The organism is Azospirillum sp. INR13 (genome assembly GCF_015390205.1).
Classification (GTDB): domain Bacteria; phylum Pseudomonadota; class Alphaproteobacteria; order Azospirillales; family Azospirillaceae; genus Azospirillum.
This window is the reverse complement of record NZ_VUOI01000018.1, coordinates 22,501-47,072: the sequence shown is the minus strand read 5'-3', so window position 1 is coordinate 47,072 and position 24,572 is coordinate 22,501. Positions and strand designations below refer to the sequence as shown.

Here is a 24,572-nt window from a genome sequence, read left to right as displayed (position 1 = left end):
GCGGCAACCGCCAGCTACCAACCGGCAGCGGCGAACCAGTAGCCAAGCACTGGACGCATTTCGTCTACCGCGGGCAGATGGGCAAATTCAGGGCCGGTCCCTTCAGCTAGACGCACCGGCGGCGAATCCCCTTCCTCACCGATGCTTTCCAGAACCCGGGCCGCGCCTGCGCGGTCCAGCGCGCTGCCTATACGCTTTACCATCTGGTCACCATTGTCGAGACGCACGGCGAAGACGCGGCCGGCCAAAGCATCAGTCAAATCGACCCTGCCTAATGCTGGTCCGACCAGGACATGGTGTCCCGGCAGCAGCACCGGCGCCGCGCTCCAGCCCGCGTCGATCAATACCGCCCCCTCCATGCCGGCAAATGGCGTGTCGTCGTCATGGAAATCAAGAGGCTTCGCAGGTGCCGCCGCTTTGGCGAACAGGATGCCAGCGACCCCATGTACCGTGCACCGATCCTTGTCAAAAACCCGAGCAAAACCCTTCCGTTTGGCCATGCGCTGGACGGGCGTGCCATGCAGGACGATCGTGCTTTCCACACCTCGACCGGGCTGGAGCCAGCCGACGAATGGTGTTTGCCGCTCCCCGTCCCACACAACTGCAAGGCCCTTTTCCGGTCTCTCGTCAGCATCTACGACGATCACGTCTCCAGCGGTCAGCACGCCAGGTAACCAGTCGAGTCCACGCCCAATCGCGAGCAGACGATGGCGGCTTGGTATCAACCGCACGGGTCCGCTCGCCTCCTCCACCGCCTCGCCATTTACGGCAGTGCCGTCCTGCGCCGCAGCTCGCCCGATTTCTGACAGCTTTGCCGCCGGACATGGGCGAATGGGAAACGGGACTATCGTCGCGACAGCAGGCAGTGGGGCATTGGTCAACGCGCGATCCAGAAGGGCCTGCCCAGCATCGATCAGTCGCAGCAGCGCGTCCAGGTGGGCATCTACCCGTTCGGCATGGGCGAAGACCACCTGCTCCGACGGGAAGTGGGCTGCCCAATTAATTCCATTGCGGAACATGGGGTCATCAAAAGCTGCGTGCCCCACTAGATCCTTGAACGGCTTCTCAGCATACACGTCAGCGCGGTGCGTCAGAGCGCGCAGCTTTTCACGTAGCGGCTGCAGCGTCTCGTCGCCAGTCACAGCGGTGCTACTCGGCCAGATTAGGTCGCGGAACGCGCATTCCAAGGTCCGCCGCGCCTCCGTGCAGAAAGCCACAAGCCGGACCGGGTCGTGGTCTTCAGCCCGCCACATCTCTCGCTCACGGTCGATGTGCAGGCGGTGGCGAGCGATGCGCACACGATCCCGCCCGGTCGAGCGTGGTGTGATCTCCAAGTATGTGATCATGTCAGGGCGGAGTACTTGGCGGAACAAGCTGGCCGCGAAGTGGTGGTCGAATGTGACGACCAAAGGGCGGAAACCGTCGCCCGGCAGAGTTCCTAGCCCTTTGGCAAGCTGACGCTGGTTCGTCTCATCGAACAATGTCTGCGGATCATCTAATAGCAGCAGCGACAGGCCACCGTCGCGCCGCCGGATCTGTTCGGCCAAGGCGAGCGCGAAGGCAAACAGATGGGTGCGCAGGCGAGAGCCGTTCAGCAGCTCGCGCCCCTCGCCCTCCACCCCACCGCGCTCGGCAGGCAGGTGCAGGGAGCCATCTTTGATTCGCGTGCCGCGCAGCGCTGGTGCAGTGCTGGAGGTCGGCAGGTAGAAGCGATCCGTCCATGCTACCGTGCGGCCGTCGAGCGCGCTCAGCAGAGCATCAACCTGTGCCGACACCACACCGTCCAGCTTAGCTAGTTCATCCACCGCAGGGACGGCCTGCGTGGCGAGCCTAAGCGTCAACCGGCCGGCATCCCACCCATCCTTCAGCGATTTCAGGTCCCTCAGCGCCGCCTTGGCTGCCTCCAGCGGGTCGGCGCTGATCAGCGCTTGGTCAATAGCGGCCAGCCGCCGGGTCATAATGCCGGCTGTGGCTAAGTCGCCATCCTCGCCAAGCTCTGCGAACAGGGCGGCGCAGATGCGCGTGAGGTCGGCTGTTGCTGCGTGACACCAACGCGCCTGAGTCACCAGTTGAAGCAACCGGTTCGCCATAGCTTCGAACGCGCACCCGCGCAAGTTGTCCGGCAGCACCAGCGAGACCGGTTCAGGATCGGCAGGGAGCGCCGCGGCGACCGTGCGACCTCCGCCTCAAGTTCGGCTGCGAGTGGCGCAAGGTCGCCGGTCAGCCCAGCAGTTCGCGCGGCCGCAGTGGTGTAGGCGGTGCGAAACAGATCCGATGGCGCGGTGCCGGTCTGCGCGTCCAACGCCTGCCTAACCGCGAGGGGCAAAGCCTCGTGAAGATCTTGGCGCGCTCGGCGGTTCCAGTCATCAGCATCCAGATTCAAGGCCGCCTCGTCCCGTTCGGCCTCCGTCAACGCGTCGCGTACGGGTTTGCCGAGAACGCCGTCTATCCTGCCGGAAAGGTCCGAGGCACACACTGGGCAGCAATCCGGCGGCCAGGAGGCTTCTACGTTGTTGGCGTGGCGCCACTGGTCAATGGCGGTGTAGAGGCGCCGCCGCGCTGCTTGCCGCTTGTCCGCGTCCAACCGGGCGAATGCTTTAGCCAGCACCTGGGCGTTGGCCAGCAGCGCCTCAGCGGAGTCAAGGTCGGCGGAGGATAGCGTCCGCATGCGCTCGATCGTGGTGAACTCCGCTAGCCGGGAAAGATTGTCCGGGTGGAGCGCTTGGCGGGCGGCATCGATCTTCTTCCGCAAAACCTTTAGGTCAGCTGCCTCGACGTCCAGGCCGGTGGCCGCGCGAATGGCCTCACGCATCGCCGTGTCACGGCGATTCAGCTCGGCGGCGAGCGCGGTCAGGCCAGCCGCGCAGGCGGCGCCTTCGTCGGCCGCCGCTGGAGGCGCGGGAAGCACCTCAGCCGGCAGCGCCTCGCCCAGACGAAACTGCTGAGAGATAAGATCCACCTTCTTCTGGAAGGCCCCCTCAATCTCCTTCAGCGTCTTGCTCGTGTCCTTTGGAATCTCAGTCTTGACGTAACGTCGGACAGTGGTCTTCAGCCGTTCTCCCAGGATTTTCAGGGGATGGAGTCCCGTTAGGACGGCGATGCCCCGTGTCAGCGCGTTAGGGCTATCCAGCTGCAGCACCGGCAGGCGGGCCATGGTGAGCGCCGCAGCCTCAACTGCGATCTCCGACACGCCAAGCACCTCGTGCACCGAGGCCACTGGTCGCACGCTACCAGCAGGATCGATCACCTCCAGAGGACAGGAGAATCCCTTTTTCTCCGCCGCCAGCGTGCGTCGCAGGCAAACACGAGCCGTGCCGTCGGTGGCCTCGAACGTCATGGTAACGGAGGTGGCGAGCAGGGGCTTGCCGTCGGACCGGCAGGCGAGATCACTCCCTTCTGGAAATGGCACGATTACCGGCAACGACACACTGTCGCGCCTACCTGAACTGTCCGCGGCGGCAGGGTGTAGGTGTTGGTCAATGCCTCGCGGGCTCGGGTTCAGCCTGCGCACGCGGAATATGCCCGTCAGCCCCCAGGTGAGCGCGCGGGCGAACTGGCTCTTTCCAGCCGCGTTGCGACCGCGCAGCAGATTGATGGGCTGGCCTAGGTCAATGACGATCGGCTCCGGCACGTTGCCCGCCGAATCACAATGGCGGTGCAGTCCTCCAAAACTGATTGATAACCACTCGGACGAGGTGCCATTCGACCACAGCAGCACTGCCGGATAGCGCAGGTGCGTCCGTATGAGTCAGTGGAGCTTTGAGCGCATCAAGAAGCTCCAGTGCCTCTTTCTTCGATCCCTGCTTCGCTTCCTTCTCCCACAAGAGACGTCGAGCCGGTGGAGCATAAAAGGCAAGAATCTTCCGCGCGGACTCACCAATGGAAAAGTCATCGCCGTTGCCAGCTTTAAGGTGCATCCAGCCAGAAGGGACTGAATGGTCTCCTGAAAGGATAGGCGGGCGAGTTCGCGCGTCTGCGGAACCGTCGCGCTTGGCGGAACCTCCCCTATGCCGTCCGTCATGTCCGCCGCCCGTCACTAACCACCTTAACCGCGGCCGGTACCGTACCACTTTCGCGTCTCAGTAGAAAGAGAGCAGCGCCTCCTTATCATGGTGTTCGCCTTCCCCCATCGTCGGGCTGCTGCTGGAGTGGCGTCGATCACCGTGCCGTGGGACACGCCGTTGCTCCTCGGTGGTGCTCTTTACATCGTCGTCCCGGTGGTGGTGGCGCAGCTATGGCGGCGCGGCCCACTGGCGGCGGGCGACAGGACCGTCCTGAAGGGGATCCTGACGAGGCGCCAGCCAGTACCGCTGGTAGCGCTGCTGGCAATGTTAGTGCTGATGTTCGGCTTCCAGGAAGAACAGGTGCTGGCGCAACCGCTGGTCATCCTGCTGCTGGCGGTGCCGATCCTGATCCAGGTCTACTTGAACGCCGGGCTGGCCTACTGGCTGTCGTGCCGGCTGGGGGTTGTCTGGTGCGTCGCGGTGCCGGGGGCACTCATCGGCGCGTCCAACTTCTTTGAACTGGCTGTGGCGGCGGCGGTCAGCCTCTTCGGCCTGCACTCAGGCACAGCTCTGACTACGGTCGTCGAGGTGCTGGTCAAGGTGGCAGTCATACTGTCCGTCGTGCGAATCGTCACCGCGACGCGGGACTCGTACGAGGCACTCGTTGACCCGTTCGGGCTTGTAAAAGTTGAACCGCGTCGAGAAGTCCGTCATCCTGCGTACGGCTGATCCGGCCATGCCGTCCACATTGGCACAGCCCGAGGGCAGGAGTATGATCGCGACCCGGACCCTTCCAGGTGCGCGCGGGCCTAGTGGACACGCCTCTTCAAGCACCGCCGGAGTGGTTCACATGCGACTCTTTTTCTCCAATCTCAACCGGCCCAAGGCGGCCGCAAAGCTGCTCGCCCGCCACGCGCACCATGTGAAACTGTCAGCTGCACAGGAGGCGGTCGCAGGCGCGATCGGTTACCGCGACTGGCACGATATGGTCTCGTCCACGCTGGTCAGCCCGGTGCCTGCCACGCGGATAAATCTCGAGCAGGCCAAGTGCATCATCTTCTCGGTCGCAGACAGGTTGGCGGCCGATCATGGCGACGTGCAGTATGCGCTGTCCAAGTCCCGCCTGCTGGGCGATTTGACACTCGACGACGCCCTCAGGCTCCGCACCCATGATTTGGCGTGATCGGTTCTTCGGTCCGCCCGGGCGCGGCAAGGCTGGCACCATCGTCCGGGTGAAGGCACCCGGCTCGAACAGAACCCCGGCCTATCTGAAATCGATGGGACGACCCACGCACCTCTTCTACGATACGGGCTACGGCATATGCGCCGATTTCGAGGTCGTGACCCCGAGGGTGCCGCTGGAGGATTTCGCTCCGAGCCGCCTGTGGTTGCCTTATGGCTACTGGACGCTCAAGGATGGTTCCACCGTGACCTTCGCCCGGGACTACAAGCCGTTGTGGCACGTCACCGATGGCGGGATCACGCGCCTGGATCCATGGCTTTGGATCCGCGGGATCGAAAAGGAAAACCCATTTCCCGACGCTGGCCGGTACGATCGCTTGGTCACACGGTCCCGCCCGGACGCTGGCGCTCGATCATCTTGCGCGGAACCGGTTGTTCGAATTGCCGCGGGCTGCTCGACGCAATGCCCCATCTGTTCGCTCCCGACATCGACTCGATTTCCGGGGCCGTAGCACGCATGCAGGAGCGCGCGGAGCAGCTGCAGCCTAACAACGCCGCTTCGGCCTCTGTCGGCGGAGCGGCCTTGAGGAGGCTCAGCGCAACGCCGACGGGGGCTCGAGCAGACCGGGTACCGGAACCCGGCTTTTCAACACCATCGGCGCATAGCCGCCGATCCGGATTGTCCAGGACAACGGATTTACGGAAAGTCGGCGATCCGCCAGTGCGGATCGCCGGATTGGCGGCGCTCAGGCGCCGCCGTCGCCGAAGCGCCAGACCGGAATGCCCAGGCGCCGGGCCTTGTCGGCGAGGTTTGCCGCGATGCCCGAGCCGGGGAAGGCAACGATGCCGATCGGCAGCGCCTCCAGCAGGCGGTCGTTGCGCTTGAACGGGGCGGCCTTGGCGTGGCGAGCCCAGTCGGGGCGGAACAGCACCTGCACCACCTTGCGGTGCTCGGCCCAGCAGGCGGCGATCCGCTCGGCCCCTTTCGGGCTGCCGCCGTGCAGCAGCACCATGTCGGGGGTGCTTGGCGCGCACCTTGTCGAGCACCGCCCAGATGCGGTGGTGGTCGTTGCACTCCACCCCGCCGGTGAAGGGCGATGCGGGGACCCGCCGGGCAGCAGCGGCTCGGTCTCGGCCCGCCGCTTGGCGGCGAGGAAGTCGCGGCTGTCGATCAGCGCGGCGGTCAGGGTGCGGTGGCTGACCAGCGAACCGGCACGCGGTCGCCAGCCTGAGCCGGTGTGGACCTCGAACAGCTCGGCGGCGTGGTCGCGGAAGGCCTCCATGGCGGTGCGGCGCTCGATCAAGGTCAGCCCCTCGGCCAGCAGCCGTTCCAGTTCGACCGAGCGGATCTCCGAGCCGTCCTGCTCGCGCTGGCTGCGCTTCTGGGCGTCCTCGTTGTCGTCGAGCTCGCGCTGCACGCGGTCGGCGGCGCGGTGGAACAGGTTGACGGTGGACCACAGCAGGTCGGCCAAGTCGGGTTCCAGGCGGGTGTCCTGCAGGGTGGAGACCAGGGCGTCGAAGACGTCGGCCAGCGCGGCGCGGATGGCGGTCTCGTCGGGCAGCGGACGGGGATCGGGATCGTCCTCGAAGGGCCGGTGGCCGTAGAGCTGGAGTTCGGTCAGGGCGTGGTCGGTGGGGGAGGAGGCGTGGCGGAGCCCGGCGGCATCGGTGTCGGTGATCATGGCGGCTGCCCTTCGGCTGGAGGATCGGCCGCGCCCGTCGCGGCCTTCGTGGCGATCCCCCAGCGGCGGGCGGGGCGGGTCCGCACCCTCTTGGGCCGCAGCGCCAGCGGAGGACGGCGGGGGGCGGCTTTCTTGTCCCGCGAGGAAGGCCGGCTTGGCCGGCCGGGGAAGAAAGTTGCTCCCCGCCGTTGCGGAGCCGGCCCGGCGGCCGCCCGATCGCCCGCTGGAAGGCCGGGGCCGCGGCCTCCCGCCGGCGGGACCTGCATCCGCCCGCTCCGACCGGCGACCGTCCGCCGAGGCTCAGGCTCCCCACCGCCAGCCGCCGCCCATCCAGAAGCGCGCCACATCCTCCGGGGCGAGCTGGGTCCGCAGATGCGCCCGCAACGCCGCAATGCCGTGCGCCAGCAAATCGTCGTTGAGGTCGCCCAGCACCGGTGCCAGGACCAGCGCCTCGATGCCGAGGGCCTCGGCGCGGTTCCCCAGGCGCTCCGCCGCCCGAGCGTCCGGCGGCGTCGTTGTCGCGGGCGATGTAGAGGCGGCGCAGCATCGGCGGCAGGCACAGGGCGGCGAGGTGGCCGGCCGACAGTGCGGCGACCATGGGCACGGCCGGCAGGACGGTGCGCAGCGCCAGCATGGTCTCGACGCCCTCCCCCGCCGCCAGGACGTCGCGGGCCGTGCCGAAGCGGACGCCATTGCCGAGCAGCTGGCCCAGCGCCCGGCGCGGTGACGGCATCGCCGCCTTGCCGCGGCCGGACGGGTCGAGCCAGGTGCGCTGCACGCCGGTGAGGCCGCCATCCAGACCGGTGACGGCAGCGATCAGCGCCGGGCCTTGGGCGAGCCGGTCATCGGCGTCGCGGTACCAGCAGCGCGGCTGGAAGCGCAGGGAGCCGTATTTCCGGACATCCGGAATGCCGCGGTTGCGCAGATACGCTTCGGCCAACGTGCCGGCGAGCGGCCGGGAGCGGGCGAACAGGCGGCGGGCGGCCTCCGGCGATCCGATGGGGGCTGGAGGCTCCCACCGCGGCTCCGGCGGCGCCCGCGACGAAACCGAGGAAGACACGGGCCTCGTCGAGCACCGCGGCCAGCCGATCGAGACCGCGGTTGAGCCCGATGAGGTCGAGCAGGTCACCGTGCTCGCCGGTGGCAGCGTCGGCCCATCTGCCGATAGCACCCCCATGCAGCCGGACGTAGAGGCTCTCCCCCGGCGTGCCGTGGACGTCACCGACCCGCCAGTAACGTCCTTCCCGCCGCCCATGCGGCAGGTAATGGCGGCACACCGCCTCGGCCTCCCGCGCGAGGCGCTGCGCCATCTCCGACGCAACGGACATGGCGCCGGCCCCTTCACGGCCCCGTCCGGCCGACAACACGGAGCAGCGGGTGGCGGGCCAGCAGGGCGGCGAACACCGCCGGCCCGCGCTCGCCCACCGGCACGAACAGACGCAACGTCCAGGCGATGATCTCGGACATCAGCCCCAGCGCCTTCAGCCGCTCCACCATCCCTTCGCTGAAGCCGGACAGCTCGATCCGGTGAGTGCCCATCACCGTGACCCGGCGCAGCCGCAGCCCGTCGGCCAGATGCAGCACCGCCCGCCCCTCCAGCACCGAGGCCCAGGCCTGCTCCGCCGACGGCACCGGCACGGCACCGGCGCCGGCACCGAAATTGCGCTCGACCTCGGCCAGGGCGTCCGGCGCCACCACCCGGCCGATGACCCGTTCGCCGTCGTCGGTCTGCAACCGCACCACCCGCAGGTTCGTGTCCGGCAGATGCCGCCACACCGGCAGCAGCAGCCCGGTCACCAGATGCAGGGTGCTGGTCGAGAACTCCGGCACCACGGCGACCTCCGTTTCCCAGGCGGCGGCGAAGGCCTCCGGCTCGGCTGGGCGCCAGTGGCTCTGCGCCAGCTCGGCCACCATTACGGTCAGGCGCTCCATCGGCCGCAGCAGCCGCACCCGGCGCTCCACCGTGCCGTCGTCCAGCATCAGCCCGGCGGCGGGCACCGCCACCGCCGCCCGGCCCGAGCGGGCATTCACCAGCAGCCGCGCCTGCGGTCCGGTCCCTTTCTCCAGCGCCTCCTCCAGGCCCAGCGGCTGGTTCCGGTCGCGCCGGGCGAGCATGAACAGCCGGGTCTCCGCTCCGGTCGCCGCGTGGGTGTAAAGCGTTCGCCGGTTCGTCACCGTGAAACTGTCGGCCACCAGCGTCTCGACGCCGCGGTCGTAGGTGCCCGAGGCGATGGCCCCCTCGATCTTCGCGGCAAGCAACTGCTCGAACACGGTGAACAGCGTGTTCTGCAAGCCGATGGTCAGGGCCAGCAGCCGGTTGAGGAAGGTGGTGATCGGCGGCAGCTCCTCACGCAGGCCGCCGTCGCGGTCACACAGCGCCAAGCCGGTCGCCGCCTCGAACGCGCCCAGCGAACAACCCTCGACCTTGCCGGCGTGCAGCAGGCCGTAGAGCTGGCGCAGGGCGGCATGGGCGTAGACGGATTCCAGATTGTCGTCGGCGCGGAACAGGCCCTGCCCGCCGGTCTGGCGCTGGCCGCGGGTGATGGCGCCCAGCGTGTCGAGCCGGCGGGCGATGGTCGAGAGGAAGCGCTTCTCCGCCCGCACGTCGGTGGCGACCGGACGGAACAGCGGCGGCTGCGCCTGGTTGGTGCGGTTGGAGCGGCCCAGCCCCTGGATGGCGGCGTCGGCCTTCCATCCGGCCTCCAGCAGGTAATGCACCCGCAGCCGTTGGTTCTTGGCGCCGAGATCGGCGTGGTAGCTGCGGCCGGTGCCGCCGGCATCGGAGAAGACCAGGATGCGCTTCTCGTCATCGAGGAAGGCCCGGGTCTCGGCGAGGTTGGCCGAGCCGGGGCGGCTCTCCACCACCAGCCGCTCGTCCCCGCCGGGATCGGTCTTGCGCACGATGCGCCGCGAGCGGCCGGTAACCTCGGCGACCATGGCGGCGCCGAAGCGCTGGACGATCTGGTCGAGCGCCCCCCGGCACCGGCTCCAGCGCCGCCAGCCGCTCGATCATGCGGGCGCGCCGCTCGACCGCCTCGCGGCACGGCACCGGCTGGCCGTCGCGCCACACCGGGCGCGATGACAGATTGCCGTCGGCGTCGGTGAAGGGTTCGTGCAGCTGCACCGGGAAGGAGTGGACGAGGTACTCGAGGACGAGTTCGCGCGGCGTGACGTCAATCGACAAATCGTCCCACTCCTCGGTGGGGATGTCAGACAGGCGGCGTTCCATCAATGCTTCGCCGGTGGAGACGAGCTGCACCACCACGGCATAGCCGGTGGCAAGGTCGCGCTCGATGGACTTGAGCACGGTCGGCGTTTTCATCGCCGAGATCAGATGGTTGAAAAATCTTTGGCTTGGCACCCTCGAACGCCGAGCGGGCGGCGGCCTTGGCGGCGCGGTTCAGGGTGCCGCCAGCCCCGGTGACGTTGGCGGCTTCCAGCGCCGCGGTCAAGTTGGTATGAATCACTTGAAAAGCAGCGGCGTAGGCGTCGTAGATCGCCACCTGTCCCGGTGTCAGCCGGTGCTCGACCATCTCGTAACGGACCCCTTCGAAGGAGAGCGAGCGGGCGGCGTAGAGACCGAGAGCCTTGAGGTCGCGGGCCAGCACCTCCATGGCGGCGACCCCGCCGGCCTCGATGGCCTGGACGAACTCGGCGCGGGTGGCGAAGGGGAAGTCCGCCCCACCCCACAGGCCGAGGCGCTGGGCGTAGGCGAGGTTGTGCACGGTGGTGGCGCCGGTGGCCGAGACGTAGAGCACGCGGGCGTCCGGCAGGGCGTGCTGGAGGCGCAGGCCGGCCCGGCCCTGCTGGGAAGGGACGGCAGCACTGCCCTCGCGGCCGAAGCCGGCGGTGCCGCCGGCGTTGCGCAGGGCGTGGGATTCGTCGAAGACGATCACCCCGTCGAACTCCCGGCCCAGCCAGTCGACGATCTGCTGGACGCGCGGCGCAGCGCCCTCGCTGCCGTCGCCGCGCAGGGTGGCGTAGGTGGTGAAGACGATGCCGCGCTCCAGGGCGATCGGCACGCCGGGGCGGAAGCGGGACAGCGGGGTCACCAGCAGAGGCTCCTGGCCGAGGGCGGACCAGTCGCGCCGGGCGTCCTCGATCAGGGTGTCGGACTTGGAAATCCACAGCGCCCGCTGGCGGCCCTTGAGCCAGTTGTCGAGCAGGATGCCGGCGACCTGCCGGCCCTTGCCGGCGCCGGTGCCGTCGCCGAGGAACCAGCCACGGCGGAAGCGCACCGCGTCCGCGGCATCGTCCGGCGCGGCCGAGACGACGTCGAAGGTCTCGTCCACCGTCCAGGCGCCGGCGAGATGACCGGCGTGCGCCTCGCCGGCCAGGATGACGCTTTCCAGCTGGGCGTCGGAGAGGACGCCGCCGGTGACCAGGGTGGCGGGCAGGTGCGGGCGGTAGCGGGGCTTGGGCGGGGCGACCGCGGCCATGGCGGCGGACTGGACCAGCGGCGTCGGGTGCGGCTGGGCGCCGGGGATGGCGATGGATTGCAGCGCGTAGGGTTCGTAGAGCACGGCGGTGAGGCGGGCGCCCGCCTCCGGTGTCCAGTCGCGCGGCTCGTATTCCAACTCGGCGACCACCGGGCCGGACGCTGGCGTGCACACCGTCGGCACAGCCGCCGCCCGGCGCACGGGCCGTGCCACCGTGGCGCGGGCCAGCACCGGCAACGGAGCCGCTGCCGACGCGGAAACGGAAGCACGCGGCGGCACGCCGCGCCGGACCCAGTCCAGCAGCGTGGCGGCATCCGGGGCCATGCCCGGCGAGGCCGGGAAGACCGCCGGGTCGTCGGCAGGCACACGGTCGATGACCGTCAGCCGGGTGTCCACCGTGGTGCCGTGGCGGGCGTAGACCCGGCCGTCGATGGCGGCGGAGAAGACGACACGGCCCCGCTCCTGCAAGCGAACGAAGGCGTCGCGCCACGCTGGATGCCCGGGCGCCAGCCCGGCGCCGGTGACGGCGACGAGGCGCCCGCCCTCGGCCAGCCGGGCCAGGGCCGAGGCGAGGTGGCGGACAGCGGCGTCGGCCACCCGGCCGTCCACCGCCGCCAGCGCCGAGAAGGGCGGGTTCATCAGCACCGCCGTCGGCCGGACCGCGGCATCGAGATGGTCGTGGATGGCGGCGGCGTCGAAGCGGGTCACCGGGACGCCGGGGAACAGGCCCTCCAGCAGGGCGGCGCGGGCTTCCGCCAGTTCGTTGAGGACAAGAGGTGCCCCCGCCTGTTCGGCGAAGACGGCGAGCAGGCCGGTGCCAGCCGAGGGCTCCAGCACGCGGTCGGCCGGGGTGAGCGCGGCGGCGGCGGCCACCACGCCGGCCAGCGGCAGCGGGGTGGAGAACTGCTGTCGCGCTTGGCTCTCCTCGGAGCGGCGGGTCTGGCTGGGCAGCAGCATCGCCACCCGCTCCAGCATGGCCAGGAACGCCGCCGGGCTGGCGGCGCGTGCCTGCATGGCCGGACCGAAGCGGCGCAGGAACAGCACCTGCGCCGCTTCGCCGGCGTCGTAGGCCAGCTTCCAGCTCCACACGCCCTCGGCGTCGGAACCGCCGAACGCCGCGGTCATCGCGGCGCGCAGCGTGCCGGCGTCGATGGCCCGGCCGCGTTCGAGGCCGGGCAGCAGCCGCTCCGCGGTGGCGAGCAGGGCCGCCGCGGTGTCCACCGGGGGCGGGGAACAGGGGGCGGCAGCATCGGTTCGGAGGTCGGCGGTCAGGGTCATGGCGGAGGGTCCGGGAGAGCGGGGAGACCAGCGGCCGGCGGACGCTCTCTCGATCCGCTCCGGCTCACCCCGCCCCCGCCCTCCTCGCCCTCTACCCGCCGCCGGGATCGAACGGCGGGTCGTAAAGCTCAAATGCGTTCCCGTCGGCCAGATGCCCGAAGGGGGTGAGCACCACCTCGCCACCGCGTTGCGCGACAGCGCACAGAATGAAACGGGTCTCGCCGGTGCGGGCGTCGGTGCCCTGCACCAACGCCAGATCGCCGGCCGCCGCGGCGCGCAGCAGCGTCTCGAAATTCGCCTTCACGAAGTCAGGGATCGGCATGGCGGTTCTCCCAGAAGACAGGAGCCCGGCGCGGCGGCCGGGCTCGACAAGGGACAAGGTGAGGGGTACGGATCATGCGAGGCAGCCAAGGCGGCGTTCGGCCGCACGGATGGCGGCCAGCGCCGCCCGGAACCGCGCGGCGCCATGCTCCTCGCTGAAGTCGGCGCTCAAAGCCACGGCCCGGCAGGCGGCATGGATGTCGGCGTCGCCGACCATCTCCGGCGCCAGCCGGGTCAGCGTGTTGTCGGTCTCGATCACGGTACGGATTTCCTCCCGGACGTTCTCCTCGGCCAGGTGCAGCAGGACATGCTCCCGCTGCATCCCCCGATCCGGAAGGGCGGATTCACCGTGGGCTGGCATCACGATGACGACGGCCTCGGTGGTGATCACGAGGACCGGGGCGCCGCCAGCGAGAGCGGCGGCCGGCAGACGCACGACCAGGGTGACGAAGGGCTCGGTCATGACGAACCTCCAGAAACGAGGACGGAGGCGGAGCGGCCGGAGCCGCTCCGCAGCTTCCGGGTCACGCGGCGGCCGCCTCGGTACGGTCCGCATCGTCCCCACCGTCCGGGCTCTCCCCGTTGCCGGTCAGGAAGGCCGGCAGGGAGGCGTCGCCGCCCTCCGCATCGCCCTCCGCGCCGGCATCGCCGTCGGCCGCCGGCTCCAGCGGCCGGCGCAGCGGCTCGGGCAGCCAGCCGCTGCCGGCCAGCAGCCGCTCGGCCTCCTTGGCCATGTCCGGCTTGCGCAGGTGGTCGATCAGCTGCGCCGCCTCCGGACCACGCGCCTCGCGCACCGCCTCCAGGATGCGCGCCTTCGGTACCCGGCCGAGGTAGCTGTCCACTGTCGCCGTCCAGCCGGCCGCCGCCATGTCGAGACCGACCGCCGCGGCCAGCAGGTCGGCGTGGGCGGCGCGCTGCGGCGCCCGGTTCCACGGTTCGTGCACCGCGTTGACGCCGAAGGAGACGCAATGGGCGAACAGGGCGGCCCGGCTGTCGCCGTCGAACCCCACCAGCATTTCCCACAGGGCGGCCGGTTCGCCCGGCAGCTGGGTGCTCCAGGCGCGCTGGCGGGCGTCGATCGCCCGGGCCGCGGTGCTGGCGGCGAGGTCGGGCGGCTGCAACCCGAAGCCGGCGCTCTTCAGCTCCAGCTCCAGGCAGGAGGCGCCGGGGCGCTGGGTGAAGGTGCGCAGGCACAGCGCGTGCAGCACCGCCAGGAAGGCGGTGTCGGGATCGTTGGCCAGCGCGTCGCGCAAAGCGAGCGTGCGGTGCACGCTCAGCTCGATCAGCAGCCGCTCGGGCAGCGGCCGCAGCCCCTCGTCCTCCTCCGCGGTGGCCGACTCGGTGACCGGCACCGGGGCCGACACGCTGGCACCGCCGGCGATCGCGGCGGGCTGGGCGGCCACCGGCCCGCCACCGGCCGGGACGGCGGACGTCTCCTCGCCACCGGCCGGAGCCACCGGCTCGACCGGCGCCTCGTCCTCCGGCCGCACGTAGCCACGGTCGACCTGGAGCTGGCCCTCGACGTCGACGCTGACGAACACCCCGGCCCGCGCCACCTCGGCGGTCTCGTAGACCAGCGGCCGCTCCTCCAGCGCCCGCAGCTCCACATTGATCTCGGCGAGGCGGTGCGCCACCCGATCCAGCTCCTCCGCTTCCGCCGGCTCGCTCCCCTCCAGCCGCTCGTACTCGGCGTGCAGCGCGTCGTAGGTCGCCTGCTCCGCCTCGCTCAGCGGTACCGGCTCGCCAACCAGACGGCGCAGCCCCCGGCTGTGCCCGTAGGGGAAGGCCAGCGCCACCTCCACCCACGTCCAGCCCTCCGCCCGCACCGTGGCGGCCTCGGCCTCCAGCTTCTCGGCGACCAGCCGGTCGAGCAGCGCCGGGTCCTGCAGCCAGCCGCCGTCGTCGTGCTGGAACAGGTCGCGCATCACCGCCCCGCCGGCCGTCTCGTAGGCCTCGACGCCGACGAACAGCGCCCGCTTGTCCGACGCCCGCACCGCGCCTTCGGTGAGGAGCCGGCGGATCTGGTAGGGCTCGCGGCTGTAGGCGCGCGACAGCGCCTCCCACACCTGCTCCTGACGGACGTGGTCGCCACTGACGGTGAAGGCCATCAATTGCTCCAACGTCATGCGGTCCTCGGCGTAGGCGTCGAGCAGGGCCGGCGCGACGGCGGCCAGCTTGAGGCGCTGCTTCACCACGCCGGGGGCGACAAAGAAGCGGGCGGCGATCTCCTCCTCGCCCAGCCCCGCCTCGCGCAGGGTGTGGAAGGCGCGGAACTGGTCGAGCGGGTGCAAGGGTGCCCGCTGGACGTTCTCGGCCAACGAGTCCTCCTCGGCAAGGCCGGCCGTGCGCACGACGCAGGGCACCGGCTGCGTCTTGCTCATCCGCTTCTGCTTGACCAGCAGCTCCAGCGCCCGGAAGCGGCGGCCGCCGACCGGCACCTCGAAGACGCCGGTCTCGACCCCCTCGGCGTCGAGCACCGGGCGGACGGCGAGGCTGTGCAGCAGGGTGCGCCGCGCGATGTCCTCGGCGAGCTCCTCGATGGAGACGCCGGCCTTGACCTTGCGGACGTTGGCCTGGGACAGCACCAGCTTGTTGAAGGGGATGTCGCGCGAGGTGTTGAGGACGATCTTGGGCGTGGCCATATCGAACTTCTCCGCGACGGACGGCCGGGAGCCTTTCTCCCAACCTCCTCATCCGTCACCCCGATGTCCGCCCTCCTTTCCCTCTTCCCTGCGGCACGGTTCCGCAAGCGGCCGGCGCTCTCTTTCCTGCCCGAACGGCCGCTTGCCGGGAGGGCACCGCCACGCGCATCATCCCGTCCAAGGCAGCCGCGCGTTCGGAGAGGGTTTTGTGTTTGTGGTGGACGAGGTGATGGCCGCGGCGGTGCGCCGGGCCTACGACGAACGCGGCGAATGGTCGGCGGTGGCGGAACTGCGGCGCCACGTGTGCATCGACGACAACGCCGAGGCCCTGCGGGTGGTGCGCACCATCGCCTCGTGGTGCCGCTCCCCGGAGGCGTCCGGGAGGCCACCCGCCTGAACGCCCGGTCCGTCACCGCGCCGTCATGACGGACCGCCTCACCCGCGCCGTGCGCCGACGATCGGGGATGCGGGCGTCGTCGTAGGGGCTGTCTTCCGATCGCCGCAGGGCGATCCCGCGCGCCTCGGCGCGGTCGGCCGCTTCGACCGGGTAGGTCTCAATCCCGTACACCGCACCGGCGTTCGAGAACACGACCTCGACCATGAAACAGGACGCGGCCGGTTGTTTCACAGGGGTCATCACACATCCTCCGGCAAGGGCTGCGTCGGGAAGGGAGGCAGGGCCGGCTTCGGACGGTCCTCGTTCCCTTCGGAACCAGGAGCTACACACCGCACAGGCCCTCGCATTCGTTGGGCCAGAGATCGAGCTGGCCGCGGTCGGCATCGGTCGCCAGGTCCGCCTCGTCGAGCGGCACGGCCGAGCGGTGGAGATAGACCTCGCCGCGGATGCCGCGAAAACCGGTGCGGATGGCCCGGTCCACCGCGACCGCGTCGGCCCAGGCGTCGGGATCGCCGTCGCGCAGCCGCCGCCAGTGGGCGTCGGAGTGGAAGGGGCAGCCGATGCATGCGCTGCGGGGCGGCTCCGGATAGCCGTGCCGGGCCAGCCAGAGCAGGCAGTCGCGCCGCGTCATCCGCCGCTCGACCAGCGGCCAGCGGTTGACCTGCCAGCCCTCGACCGACGGCTTCATGCGCGCCGCCTCGTCCAGCGAAATCCCCAGCCACGCCTCCACCACCGGGGTCTTGGGCGAGCGCCGGCCGGCGATCCCGGCCAGTTCGCGCACCTTGCGGCGGATCGGCACCACCTTGTAGTCGCCGGTGCACTGTCTGCGGATCATGCCGATGGTGACGCGGCCGGCCGGCAGGACGCGCGTGCCGACGACGACCGTCCCGCCCTGGCCGTCCTCGCCGACGAGCGGGACCACGGTCCCGGGCGGGATGACGGTGCGGGTGTAGGCGGGGATGGACGCCCGGCGTTGTCCCCGCACCCCGGCCTGAAGGTCGGCCCGGAGGTCGCCGGCCGAGACGACGTGGACCGGAAAGGGCAGCACGCCCGGTGCCATCAGCCAGGCGAGGTGGCGATAGACCGCCTGCGGCTCCCAACCGGTGTCGGCGAAGACGGCGCAGTGGGGCATCGGGCCGACGGCGCCGTGCGCCGACATCAGGGCCAGGGTGGTGGACTGGACACCAGCGCCGAGGCTGAGGACGCGCAGCCGGATTGCCTCCGCCGCCGGCTCAGGCGGCGGGCACCATGAGGAGAGCGCGCCCATCACACGGTCTCCCGCTCGTCACCGGCCACGGGGACGGTTTCGGGCAGGAAGCCGAGGAGATAGTCGGCCGCCTTGCTGGCTTGGCTGGCGGCGCGGACGATGGCATGATTGTCCGCGCGAAGGACGTCCAACCACGCCCCAAGGTAATCGGCGTGGCGGACGGTGGGGACGATGCCGAGCGCCGCGCAGAGAAAGGCGGCCGAAATTTCGGCAATGAGCTCCTCGAAGGCGTACTTGCGGGAGCCGAAGGACCCGGACAGATCCCTATTCAACCTTTCCGAGTGGCCACTGCTGTGACTCAGCTCATGGAGAGCCGTTCTGTGCCAGTTCACGGGCTCGAAGAAGGCCTGCGGAGGCGGCACCTGCACGTAGTCGTGCTGGGGGCTGTAGAAGGCCCGGGTGCCGCCGATGCGGAACTTGATGCCGCTGGCCCGGATCAGCGCCTCGGCCCGTGGCAGGATCAGTCCCTCCGGGATCGGCGGCGGCGCCACGGCGATGCCCTCGGGCAGGCCCTCGCATTGGTCGCAATTGAAGACCGTGAAGCGCTTCAGGAAGGGGACTGCCTGGGGCTCGTCCCCGGCGTCCCGCGCGCGGCGGCGTTCGTCGTCGGGGATGAAGCGGTCGGCGTAGACGACGGTGGTACCGCGCTCGCCCTTGCGGACGTGGCCGCCCAGAGCCAGGGACTGACGGAACGTCAGCCAATTCTGGCCGGAGAAGCCGCGGGCGACGACGGCGCCCCACAGGATGAGCACGTTCACGCCGGTGTAGGCGCGTTCGGTGGCGGCGTTGCGCGGCAGGCCGAGCGGGGCGGCGGCGGCCGGGGTTCCCCAAGGCTGCACCCAGGGCAGCCGGCCGGCTTCCAGCTCGGCGATGATGCGGGCGGTGATCTCGGCGTAGAGGCTGGTCCGGTCGGAACCGGAGCGGCCGGTTGGCGCGGTGTCGGGCATGGCGGGTCTCCGCGACGGGCTGGCCGGAAGCCTGTCCTCCAGCCCTCAAGCCCGTCGCGAACACCGCCTCGGCCCTCTCCCTCTTGGTGCGCCCGCCTCCTGCCGGCCGACAGGATGGCCAAACAAAAAATGGCCCGGCGTTGATGCCGGGCCGTTCGAGATGGAAAGGGGGCAGGCCGTCAGCCGCCGTCGCCAGGATCGACGCCGTGGTGCAGGGGCTGGGCCCGCCCCATCCAGGGTTCCGGCCGGATGCAGCGCACCCAGTCGGCAAAGCCGGGGATGAAGCCGAGGTCCTCGCGGACGTGTTGCTCCCCGATCAGCCGCACCGGCACGACGCGGCCGGTGGACAGCGTCAGCGTGACGCCGTACAGCGTCTCCAGCAGGAAGATGCCCTCGGCGTGATGGCGCAGGGCCCGGTGGCGGAAATCAGCGGTTATGGCTTTCGAGCCGTCGATCCACTGGTGCAGGGCCATGTACTCGTCCGCCGTCCCTCCCCAGGTGCGTGCCGACGACAGGGCATGATGATACGCGTGTGCCATGGCGGCCTCCCTTAGAAGTCATGCTCGTAGTAGTCGCTGGCGGTATAGCGCTCGTTGTATTCCAGGCGGACCGCCCGCCCGGAAACGTCGAGGACGAGGACGCCGAACGCGCCGTCGCCGTCTTCCCAGCCGTCGTGGGTGGCGGTGAGCAGGTCGTAGGTCAGCGCCTCGACGGCCTCGCCCAGCGGCAGGGGCCGCCGCTCCAGGGCCGAGCCGTCCCAGAGCGGGGGTGACGATCTCGGCGGTGCCGTCGGGTAGCGGCATCTCGGTTTTGCCGGCCTGGGCGTGGATGGCCTCGATCTGGCCGGAATCGCCATAGCCGTCGAAGGTGACGGTGACGATGGAGAGCCCCGCCGCGGCCAGCGCCGCCAGGACGGCGTCCTTGTTGAGGGTGCGGGCCTCGGTGGCGAGGCGGCCGTGCGCCTCGGCCCGGGCCTGCCACAAGGCCGGCTCGGCTTCGGCCGGTGGTGCGGCGGGCACCCCGCCGATGGTCTCGTCGTGGTTGGAAGCGCACATGTCCGGTCTCCGCGACAGGCCGGCCGGAAGCCTGTCTCCCAGCCCCCAAGCCCGTCGCAAACACCGCCTCGGCCCTCTCCCTCCCCGTCCCACGCCTTCCGGCAGGACGGACGGCCAGACAAAGGCCCGGCTCTGACGCCGGGCCGTTCGTGGTATGGAGCGGGAGAACCCTCAGCCGTCGGTGACGGGATCGATACCGGGAGGAAGGGGGCGGGCCCGGCCCATCCGGAGGACCGGCCGAATGCAGCGCACCCGGTCGGTGAAGCTGGAGACGAAGAAAGTCATCGCGGACGCGGCCTTCCGATCAAGGGCGAAACCGGCGGTCTCCCGTTGACGCCTCACGGCAGCCACGCTGAAGTGGCGGTGATGATGTCCATGCAGGCTTCCCAGTTCCACCGCACAGCGGAAGCGGTCCCTTCCGTCGCCGGCGCCTATGTTCTGCTCGTCAGGCTGGCGGAGGCGATGGACGTCGCCCTGCCCGGCCGGGCCAAGGCCATTCTGCCGCCGGGGCGGTACCTGTACTGCGGCAGCGCCCGCGGCCCGGGTGGACTGCGTGCCCGCGTTGGCCGTCACATGCGCCGGGACAAGAGCGTTCGCTGGCACATCGACCGCCTGACCACAGCGGGTACCGTGACCGGCTGCTGGGTTTTTCCCGCCGGCGACGAATGCGCGCTGGTCGCACGCCTCGCCGCCCTGCCGGTCCCGATCCCGGGGTTCGGCAGCAGCGACTGCACCGTTTGCCGGAGCCATCTCCTGGCGTGGCCCGATGGCGTCGCGCTGCCCTTCGGCGCACCCGATGTTTCCCCGACCGCCGCTGGACCGGACGTCGCCCGGGTGCTATCGGTCGCGGCCATGACCGATACCGTGGACTTCACCGCCGCCGAACGCGACCTGATCCGCCGCGCGTTCATGAGCCGCTGGTCGGAACCGCCGCGGCTGGCGGACGGCATCCTCCTGAAACGGTGGGCGACCGGCCCGCGGAGAGGCGAACCGAAGCTCCCGGCCATCGTCCAGAGCCTGCTGGAGCGCGAGCTGGTGACGATCGCCGAAACGGATCGGGGGTTTCCCCGCGCCCATTTCACCGCGGCGGGTTACGCCGCGCTGCGGGCCATGGCGGCCAGCCCGCGGCATCTCCCGCCGGAGCGCTATGGTCACCTCATCGACGAGCTCGCGCGCCGGCTGGAGGACCGCTGATGTTCGGGCGTCCGGCAGGCGTCTCGATCGGCGACCAGTTCACCAAGGTCGGCCAGCCGTCACGGGTGTTCATCGTGATGGCTCTGGACAACCGTCCCGGTCGGCCACCGCACGCGTTCGTGTCCGCGGCACCGAACGGTGGGGACCGCCGGCTGATTGCGGTCTCCGCGCTCACCGATCCGACCCTGTTCAGACGACTGTGAAAAGGGTGAGCACGGCGCTGTTCACACCGCAAACGCTGAGCCGATCAGGGCACCTGGACAGCCGGCACCCCGCTGAAGAAGCGGAGCTTGTGCCGGATCGTCTTCCCCACCTCAGGGGAGACCATGGTGAAGCTCCGCGTGCCTCGCGGTCGGGACCGGGTGACAGCACATCGCCGCTGCTCCATGCTCAAGGGCCATGCCGAAGCCGCCGCTCTCCGATTCGACCCGTTCTGCCGCCGAGGACCGCGAGCCGCTGTCCGGGCTGGTGGAGCGCGTCACCTACCACAACCCCGAGAACGGCTACTGCGTGCTGCGGGTCAAGGTGCGCGGCCACAAGGATCTCGTCACCCTGGTCGGGCACGCCGCCTCCGTCTCCCCCGGCGAATACATCCAGGCGTCGGGCCGCTGGGAGCAGCACCGCGAGCACGGCCCGCAGTTCCGCGCCGCCTTCCTGCGCGCCGCCCCGCCAACCACCCTGGAGGGCATCGAGAAGTACCTCGGCTCCGGCCTGATCAAGGGCATCGGCCCGGTCTACGGCAGGAAGCTGGCCCGCACCTTCGGCGAACAGGTCTTCGACATCATCGAGACCCAGCCGCAGCGCCTGATCGAGGTGCCCGGCATCGGGCCGAAGCGCATCGCCAAGATCACCCGTGCCTGGGCCGAGCAGAAGATCGTGCGGGAGATCATGGTCTTCCTGCAGAGCCACGGCGTCGGCACCTCGCGCGCCGTGCGCATCTTCAAGACCTACGGCGCCGACGCCATCCCGCTGGTGACCGAGAACCCCTACCGGCTGGCCCGCGACATCCGCGGCATCGGCTTCCGCACCGCCGACACCATCGCCGAACGGCTGGGCATTCCCAAGGATTCAATGATCCGGGCGCGGGCCGGCGTCTCCTACGCCCTGCTGGAGGCGGTGTCCAACGGCCACTGCGGCCTGCCGGAGGATGAGCTGCTCAAGCTGGCCGAAGAGTTGCTCGACATCCCGCAGCCGACGCTGGCCGAGGCGGTGCGGCTGGAGATCACCGAGAGCAGCGTGGTCGCCGACACGGTGAAGGAGCGGCGCTGCATCTTCCTGATGCACCTGTGGCACGCCGAACGCGAGATCGCCGACCGGCTGACAGCCCTGGCCGACGGTGCCCCCTCCTGGGGGGTGATCGACGCCGGCAAGGCGATTCCCTGGGCGGAGGGGAAGCTTGGGATCGCCTTGGCGGCCAGCCAGAAGGAGGCGGTGGCCAGGGCGCTGGCCTCCAAGGTGCTGGTGGTGACCGGCGGCCCCGGCGTCGGCAAGACCACCCTGGTGCGCTCGATCCTGACGATCCTCACCGCCAAGGGTGTGCGCGTGGCGCTGTGCGCGCCGACCGGGCGGGCAGCCAAGCGGCTGTCGGAGACCACCGGCCTGGAGGCCAAGACCGTCCACCGGCTGCTGGAGACCGACCCGGCCAACGGCGGTTTCCGGCGCGGTGCCGAGGCCCCGCTGGAGTGCGACCTGCTGGTGGTGGACGAGACCTCGATGGTCGACGTCCCCTTGATGGCGGCGCTGCTGCGCGCCCTGCCCTGGCAAGCCGCGCTGCTGCTGGTCGGCGACGTCGACCAGTTGCCCTCGGTCGGCGCCGGGCAGGTGCTGGCCGACGTCATCGGCTCCGGTGCCGTTCCGGTGGCGCGGCTGAGCGAGATCTTCCGGCAGGCGGCGGAAAGCCGCATCGTCATCAACGCTCACCGGGTGAACGCCGGGCGCATGCCCGACCTGGAGGTGCCGGCGGAGGGCGGCAGCGACTTCTACTTCGTCGCCGCCGATGATCCGGAGGACGGCGCCCACAAGGTGGTGGAGATCGTGCGCGAGCGCATCCCCCGCCGCTTCGGTCTGGACGCGGTGCGCGACGTGCAGGTGCTGGCGCCGATGCAGCGCGGCGTGCTCGGCGCCCGCGGGCTGAACCTCGCGCTTCAGGAGGCGCTGAACGGCGACGCGTCGAAGCCGTCCGTCGAGAAGTTCGGCTGGACCTACCGGGTGGGCGACAAGGTGATGCAGACCGAGAACGACTACGAGAAGGAGGTCTACAACGGGGACATCGGCACCATCGTCGGGCTGGACGCCGAGGAGGGGGAACTGGCCATCGAGTTCGACGGCCGCCTCGTCCCCTACCCGTTCGGCGAGCTGGACCAGGTGACACTGGCCTACGCCACGACGATCCACAAGGCGCAGGGCTCCGAGTATCCCGCCGTCGTGATTCCGGTGGCGATGACGCACTACATGATGCTGCGGCGGAACCTGATCTACACCGGGATCACGCGGGGCAAGCGGCTGGTGGTGCTGGTCGGCCAGAAGCGGGCGCTGGCGCTCGCGGTGCGGACCTCGGACGAGGGGCGGCGCTGGTCGAAGCTGCGCGACTGGCTGGCGAATCGCTGACGCAGTCCCCGCCGCCACGGTTCGGCGAGAGCCCCCGCCCCACCGGCCTCGCCCTTTCCAGGGGCAATTTCACCCCTCAAGGTATGCAGTATCTACGTGCCAGCCATCGCAATGGCGCAACTCTGGCCGCCGAATCTATCCGGGAGTTTCCGCCCTGGTGCTTCCACGACGCTGCCACGGACGGGCGCGAGAGGGCTTTTCGCGGACATGGAAAAGCCCTTGAAAACCGTTAGTTTTCAAGGGCTTGGAAGTGGTTGCGGGGGCAGGATTTGAACCTGCGGCCTTCAGGTTATGAGCCTGACGAGCTACCGGGCTGCTCCACCCCGCGGATGTCTCTCATATAGGGTGATGGATGTCGTGACGATGCCGGCGATTTGAGCTTCGGTTTGACGTCTCTTGAGCCTGAGTGACCTGGCGGCGACCTACTCTCCCACGTCTTAAGACGCAGTACCATTGGCGCGGAGGCTTTTCACGGCCGAGTTCGGGATGGGATCGGGTGTTTGACACCTCGCCATGACCACCAGGTCACCAAGGCTCAAGACCGACGCTGTTCCGAAGCGTATCGCTGTTCAGTGCAAGTGATTGAGGATGTATCGAACCGGCGGCGTTGCGTCAAGCAGGGCCTTTCCAAGCAGGCTTGCTGCTGCGCATGGCGCGGTTTGTGGTGTCGAGATCAAGCCGATCGAGCGATTAGTAAGGCTTAGCTTCAGGCATTGCTGCCCGTCCACATGCCTCCTATCGACGTGATGGTCTGTCACGGCTCTCAAGGGAGCTCTGGTTTAGAGGTGGGTTTCCCGCTTAGATGCTTTCAGCGGTTATCCCGTCCATACTTAGCTACCCGGCCATGCCACTGGCGTGACAACCGGTGCACCAGAGGTATGTCCATCCCGGTCCTCTCGTACTAGGGACAGATCCTCGCAAAACTCCGACACCCACGGCAGATAGGGACCGAACTGTCTCACGACGTTCTAAACCCAGCTCACGTACCACTTTAATCGGCGAACAGCCGAACCCTTGGGACCTGCTCCAGCCCCAGGATGTGATGAGCCGACATCGAGGTGCCAAACGACTCCGTCGATATGGACTCTTGGGAGTCATCAGCCTGTTATCCCCGGCGTACCTTTTATCCGTTGAGCGATGGCCCGTCCACGTGGAGCCACCGGATCACTATGGCCGACTTTCGTCTCTGCTCGACTTGTCAGTCTTGCAGTCAGGCGGGCTTATGCCATTGCACTCGACGAGCGATTTCCGACCGCTCTGAGCCCACCATCGCGCGCCTCCGTTACACTTTGGGAGGCGACCGCCCCAGTCAAACTACCCGCCATGCAGGGTCCCGGACCCGGATCACGGGCCACGGTTAGATGCCAGAGACTTCAAGGGTGGTATTTCAAGGTTGGCTCCACCCGGGCTGGCGCCCGGGCTTCCAAGCCTCCCACCTATCCTACACATGAAGTCCCTAGCACCACTGCAAAGCTGTAGTAAAGGTGCACGGGGTCTTTCCGTCTGACCGCGGGAACTCCGCATCTTCACGGAGAGTTCAATTTCGCTGAGTTGGTG

At 69.4% G+C, this 24,572-nt stretch carries 17 protein-coding genes, 1 tRNA gene, 2 rRNA genes and 4 pseudogenes (1 of these 24 running past the window's edge); 7 read left to right on the top strand and 17 right to left on the bottom strand.

Annotated features, from left to right (window positions below; genetic code table 11):
* Positions 1–14: 14 nt before the first annotated feature.
* Together F1643_RS14150 and F1643_RS14145 are read right to left on the bottom strand one after the other, a co-directional pair.
* On the bottom strand, positions 15–2,129 hold the full coding sequence (locus tag F1643_RS14150) for a hypothetical protein (RefSeq protein ID WP_194913820.1): 2,115 nt from the start codon (positions 2,127–2,129) through the stop codon (positions 15–17).
* Positions 2,063–3,631 carry an ATP-binding protein gene (locus tag F1643_RS14145; RefSeq protein ID WP_194913819.1) on the bottom strand — a complete coding sequence of 523 codons (1,569 nt, stop codon included), beginning with the start codon at positions 3,629–3,631 and terminating at the stop codon, positions 2,063–2,065. The genes F1643_RS14150 and F1643_RS14145 overlap by 67 nt, the downstream gene beginning before the upstream one ends.
* A 478-nt stretch (positions 3,632–4,109) precedes the next feature.
* Between F1643_RS14145 and F1643_RS14140 the strand changes: the two genes are divergently transcribed.
* The 3 genes from F1643_RS14140 to F1643_RS14130 all read left to right on the top strand — a co-directional run bounded on the left by F1643_RS14140 (position 4,110) and on the right by F1643_RS14130 (position 5,698).
* A complete protein-coding gene (locus F1643_RS14140; protein ID WP_370540611.1) occupies positions 4,110–4,733 on the top strand; it encodes an arsenic resistance protein in 624 nt (207 codons plus the stop codon).
* Positions 4,734–4,854: 121 nt separating this feature from the next.
* On the top strand, positions 4,855–5,187 hold the full coding sequence (locus F1643_RS14135) for a hypothetical protein (RefSeq protein WP_194913816.1): 333 nt from the start codon (positions 4,855–4,857) through the stop codon (positions 5,185–5,187).
* Positions 5,174–5,698: a hypothetical protein gene (locus F1643_RS14130; RefSeq protein WP_194913814.1), complete on the top strand. Its 525-nt coding sequence runs from the start codon at positions 5,174–5,176 to the stop codon at positions 5,696–5,698. The genes F1643_RS14135 and F1643_RS14130 overlap by 14 nt, the downstream gene beginning before the upstream one ends.
* A gap of 234 nt (positions 5,699–5,932) precedes the next feature.
* Here F1643_RS14130 and F1643_RS14125 read toward each other — a convergent pair.
* The 6 genes and pseudogenes from F1643_RS14125 to F1643_RS14100 form a co-directional block, all read right to left on the bottom strand.
* Positions 5,933–6,868: pseudogene (locus tag F1643_RS14125) on the bottom strand (DUF2493 domain-containing protein).
* A 300-nt stretch (positions 6,869–7,168) separates the two neighbouring features.
* A pseudogene (locus F1643_RS14120) lies at positions 7,169–8,196 on the bottom strand (toprim domain-containing protein).
* A gap of 13 nt (positions 8,197–8,209) precedes the next feature.
* A pseudogene (locus tag F1643_RS14115) lies at positions 8,210–12,585 on the bottom strand (strawberry notch-like NTP hydrolase domain-containing protein).
* Between the two features lie 91 nt (positions 12,586–12,676).
* Positions 12,677–12,907, bottom strand: a complete 231-nt coding sequence (locus F1643_RS14110) for a DUF6117 family protein (protein WP_194913813.1) — start codon at positions 12,905–12,907, stop codon at positions 12,677–12,679.
* Positions 12,908–12,979: 72 nt separating this feature from the next.
* Positions 12,980–13,369 carry a hypothetical protein gene (locus F1643_RS14105; RefSeq protein WP_194913812.1) on the bottom strand — a complete coding sequence of 130 codons (390 nt, stop codon included), beginning with the start codon at positions 13,367–13,369 and terminating at the stop codon, positions 12,980–12,982.
* A gap of 61 nt (positions 13,370–13,430) precedes the next feature.
* A complete protein-coding gene (locus F1643_RS14100) occupies positions 13,431–15,548 on the bottom strand; it encodes a ParB/Srx family N-terminal domain-containing protein (RefSeq protein WP_194913810.1) in 2,118 nt (705 codons plus the stop codon).
* 208 nt (positions 15,549–15,756) lie between these two features.
* Here F1643_RS14100 and F1643_RS14095 point away from each other — a divergent pair, with 208 nt between their 5' ends.
* Positions 15,757–15,945, top strand: coding sequence for a hypothetical protein (locus tag F1643_RS14095; protein WP_194913809.1), 189 nt, complete (start codon positions 15,757–15,759; stop codon positions 15,943–15,945).
* Between the two features lie 12 nt (positions 15,946–15,957).
* Here the strand turns inward: F1643_RS14095 and F1643_RS14090 are convergent, their stop codons facing one another.
* The 6 genes and pseudogenes from F1643_RS14090 to F1643_RS24875 form a co-directional block, all read right to left on the bottom strand.
* Positions 15,958–16,185 carry a hypothetical protein gene (locus tag F1643_RS14090; protein WP_194913808.1) on the bottom strand — a complete coding sequence of 76 codons (228 nt, stop codon included), beginning with the start codon at positions 16,183–16,185 and terminating at the stop codon, positions 15,958–15,960.
* Between the two features lie 82 nt (positions 16,186–16,267).
* Positions 16,268–17,212, bottom strand: coding sequence for a hypothetical protein (locus F1643_RS14085; RefSeq protein WP_194913807.1), 945 nt, complete (start codon positions 17,210–17,212; stop codon positions 16,268–16,270).
* Positions 17,212–18,159 carry an ArdC family protein gene (locus tag F1643_RS14080; protein ID WP_194913806.1) on the bottom strand — a complete coding sequence of 316 codons (948 nt, stop codon included), beginning with the start codon at positions 18,157–18,159 and terminating at the stop codon, positions 17,212–17,214. The genes F1643_RS14085 and F1643_RS14080 overlap by 1 nt, the downstream gene beginning before the upstream one ends.
* Positions 18,160–18,338: 179 nt before the next feature.
* A complete protein-coding gene (locus F1643_RS14075; RefSeq protein ID WP_194913805.1) occupies positions 18,339–18,698 on the bottom strand; it encodes a hypothetical protein in 360 nt (119 codons plus the stop codon).
* 11 nt (positions 18,699–18,709) lie between these two features.
* Positions 18,710–19,015 (bottom strand): DUF6878 family protein, encoded by a 306-nt coding sequence (locus tag F1643_RS24880; RefSeq protein ID WP_370540614.1) that lies wholly within the window; start codon positions 19,013–19,015, stop codon positions 18,710–18,712.
* Positions 18,939–19,214, bottom strand: a pseudogene (locus F1643_RS24875) (DUF6878 family protein); the annotation flags it as partial. The gene F1643_RS24880 and the pseudogene F1643_RS24875, both read right to left, overlap by 77 nt.
* A gap of 375 nt (positions 19,215–19,589) precedes the next feature.
* Between F1643_RS24875 and F1643_RS14065 the strand changes: the two are divergent.
* From F1643_RS14065 to F1643_RS14055, 3 genes are all read left to right on the top strand, one after another.
* Positions 19,590–20,408: a DUF123 domain-containing protein gene (locus F1643_RS14065; protein WP_206692492.1), complete on the top strand. Its 819-nt coding sequence runs from the start codon at positions 19,590–19,592 to the stop codon at positions 20,406–20,408.
* On the top strand, positions 20,408–20,611 hold the full coding sequence (locus F1643_RS14060; RefSeq protein ID WP_194913804.1) for a hypothetical protein: 204 nt from the start codon (positions 20,408–20,410) through the stop codon (positions 20,609–20,611). Before F1643_RS14065 ends, F1643_RS14060 begins: the two co-directional genes overlap by 1 nt.
* 196 nt (positions 20,612–20,807) lie before the next feature.
* Positions 20,808–23,015, top strand: coding sequence for an ATP-dependent RecD-like DNA helicase (locus tag F1643_RS14055; RefSeq protein WP_194913803.1), 2,208 nt, complete (start codon positions 20,808–20,810; stop codon positions 23,013–23,015).
* 251 nt (positions 23,016–23,266) lie between these two features.
* On the opposite strand, the gene F1643_RS14050 is transcribed toward F1643_RS14055, so the two are convergent.
* From F1643_RS14050 to F1643_RS14040, 3 genes are all read right to left on the bottom strand, one after another.
* Positions 23,267–23,343 (bottom strand) — tRNA-Met (locus F1643_RS14050).
* An 81-nt stretch (positions 23,344–23,424) separates the two neighbouring features.
* Positions 23,425–23,540: ribosomal RNA gene (gene rrf, locus F1643_RS14045) — 5S ribosomal RNA — on the bottom strand.
* A gap of 144 nt (positions 23,541–23,684) precedes the next feature.
* Positions 23,685–24,572, bottom strand: a 23S ribosomal RNA gene (locus F1643_RS14040) (it continues 1,873 nt past the right edge of the window).

What these genes read in the sequence shown, in the direction of transcription:
- F1643_RS14140 (WP_370540611.1), top strand. Translation starts at nt 4,110, where the DNA reads ATGGTGTTCGCCTTCCCCCATCGTCGGGCTGCTGCTGGAGTGGCGTCG.
- F1643_RS14135 (WP_194913816.1), top strand. Translation starts at nt 4,855, where the DNA reads ATGCGACTCTTTTTCTCCAATCTCAACCGGCCCAAGGCGGCCGCAAAG.
- F1643_RS14130 (WP_194913814.1), top strand. Translation starts at nt 5,174, where the DNA reads ATGATTTGGCGTGATCGGTTCTTCGGTCCGCCCGGGCGCGGCAAGGCT.
- F1643_RS14110 (WP_194913813.1), bottom strand. Translation starts at nt 12,907, where the DNA reads ATGCCGATCCCTGACTTCGTGAAGGCGAATTTCGAGACGCTGCTGCGC.
- F1643_RS14105 (WP_194913812.1), bottom strand. Translation starts at nt 13,369, where the DNA reads ATGACCGAGCCCTTCGTCACCCTGGTCGTGCGTCTGCCGGCCGCCGCT.
- F1643_RS14100 (WP_194913810.1), bottom strand. Translation starts at nt 15,548, where the DNA reads ATGGCCACGCCCAAGATCGTCCTCAACACCTCGCGCGACATCCCCTTC.
- F1643_RS14090 (WP_194913808.1), bottom strand. Translation starts at nt 16,185, where the DNA reads ATGACCCCTGTGAAACAACCGGCCGCGTCCTGTTTCATGGTCGAGGTC.
- F1643_RS14085 (WP_194913807.1), bottom strand. Translation starts at nt 17,212, where the DNA reads ATGGGCGCGCTCTCCTCATGGTGCCCGCCGCCTGAGCCGGCGGCGGAG.
- F1643_RS14080 (WP_194913806.1), bottom strand. Translation starts at nt 18,159, where the DNA reads ATGCCCGACACCGCGCCAACCGGCCGCTCCGGTTCCGACCGGACCAGC.
- F1643_RS14075 (WP_194913805.1), bottom strand. Translation starts at nt 18,698, where the DNA reads ATGGCACACGCGTATCATCATGCCCTGTCGTCGGCACGCACCTGGGGA.
- F1643_RS24880 (WP_370540614.1), bottom strand. Translation starts at nt 19,015, where the DNA reads ATGGCGATTCCGGCCAGATCGAGGCCATCCACGCCCAGGCCGGCAAAA.
- F1643_RS14065 (WP_206692492.1), top strand. Translation starts at nt 19,590, where the DNA reads ATGCAGGCTTCCCAGTTCCACCGCACAGCGGAAGCGGTCCCTTCCGTC.
- F1643_RS14060 (WP_194913804.1), top strand. Translation starts at nt 20,408, where the DNA reads ATGTTCGGGCGTCCGGCAGGCGTCTCGATCGGCGACCAGTTCACCAAG.
- F1643_RS14055 (WP_194913803.1), top strand. Translation starts at nt 20,808, where the DNA reads ATGCCGAAGCCGCCGCTCTCCGATTCGACCCGTTCTGCCGCCGAGGAC.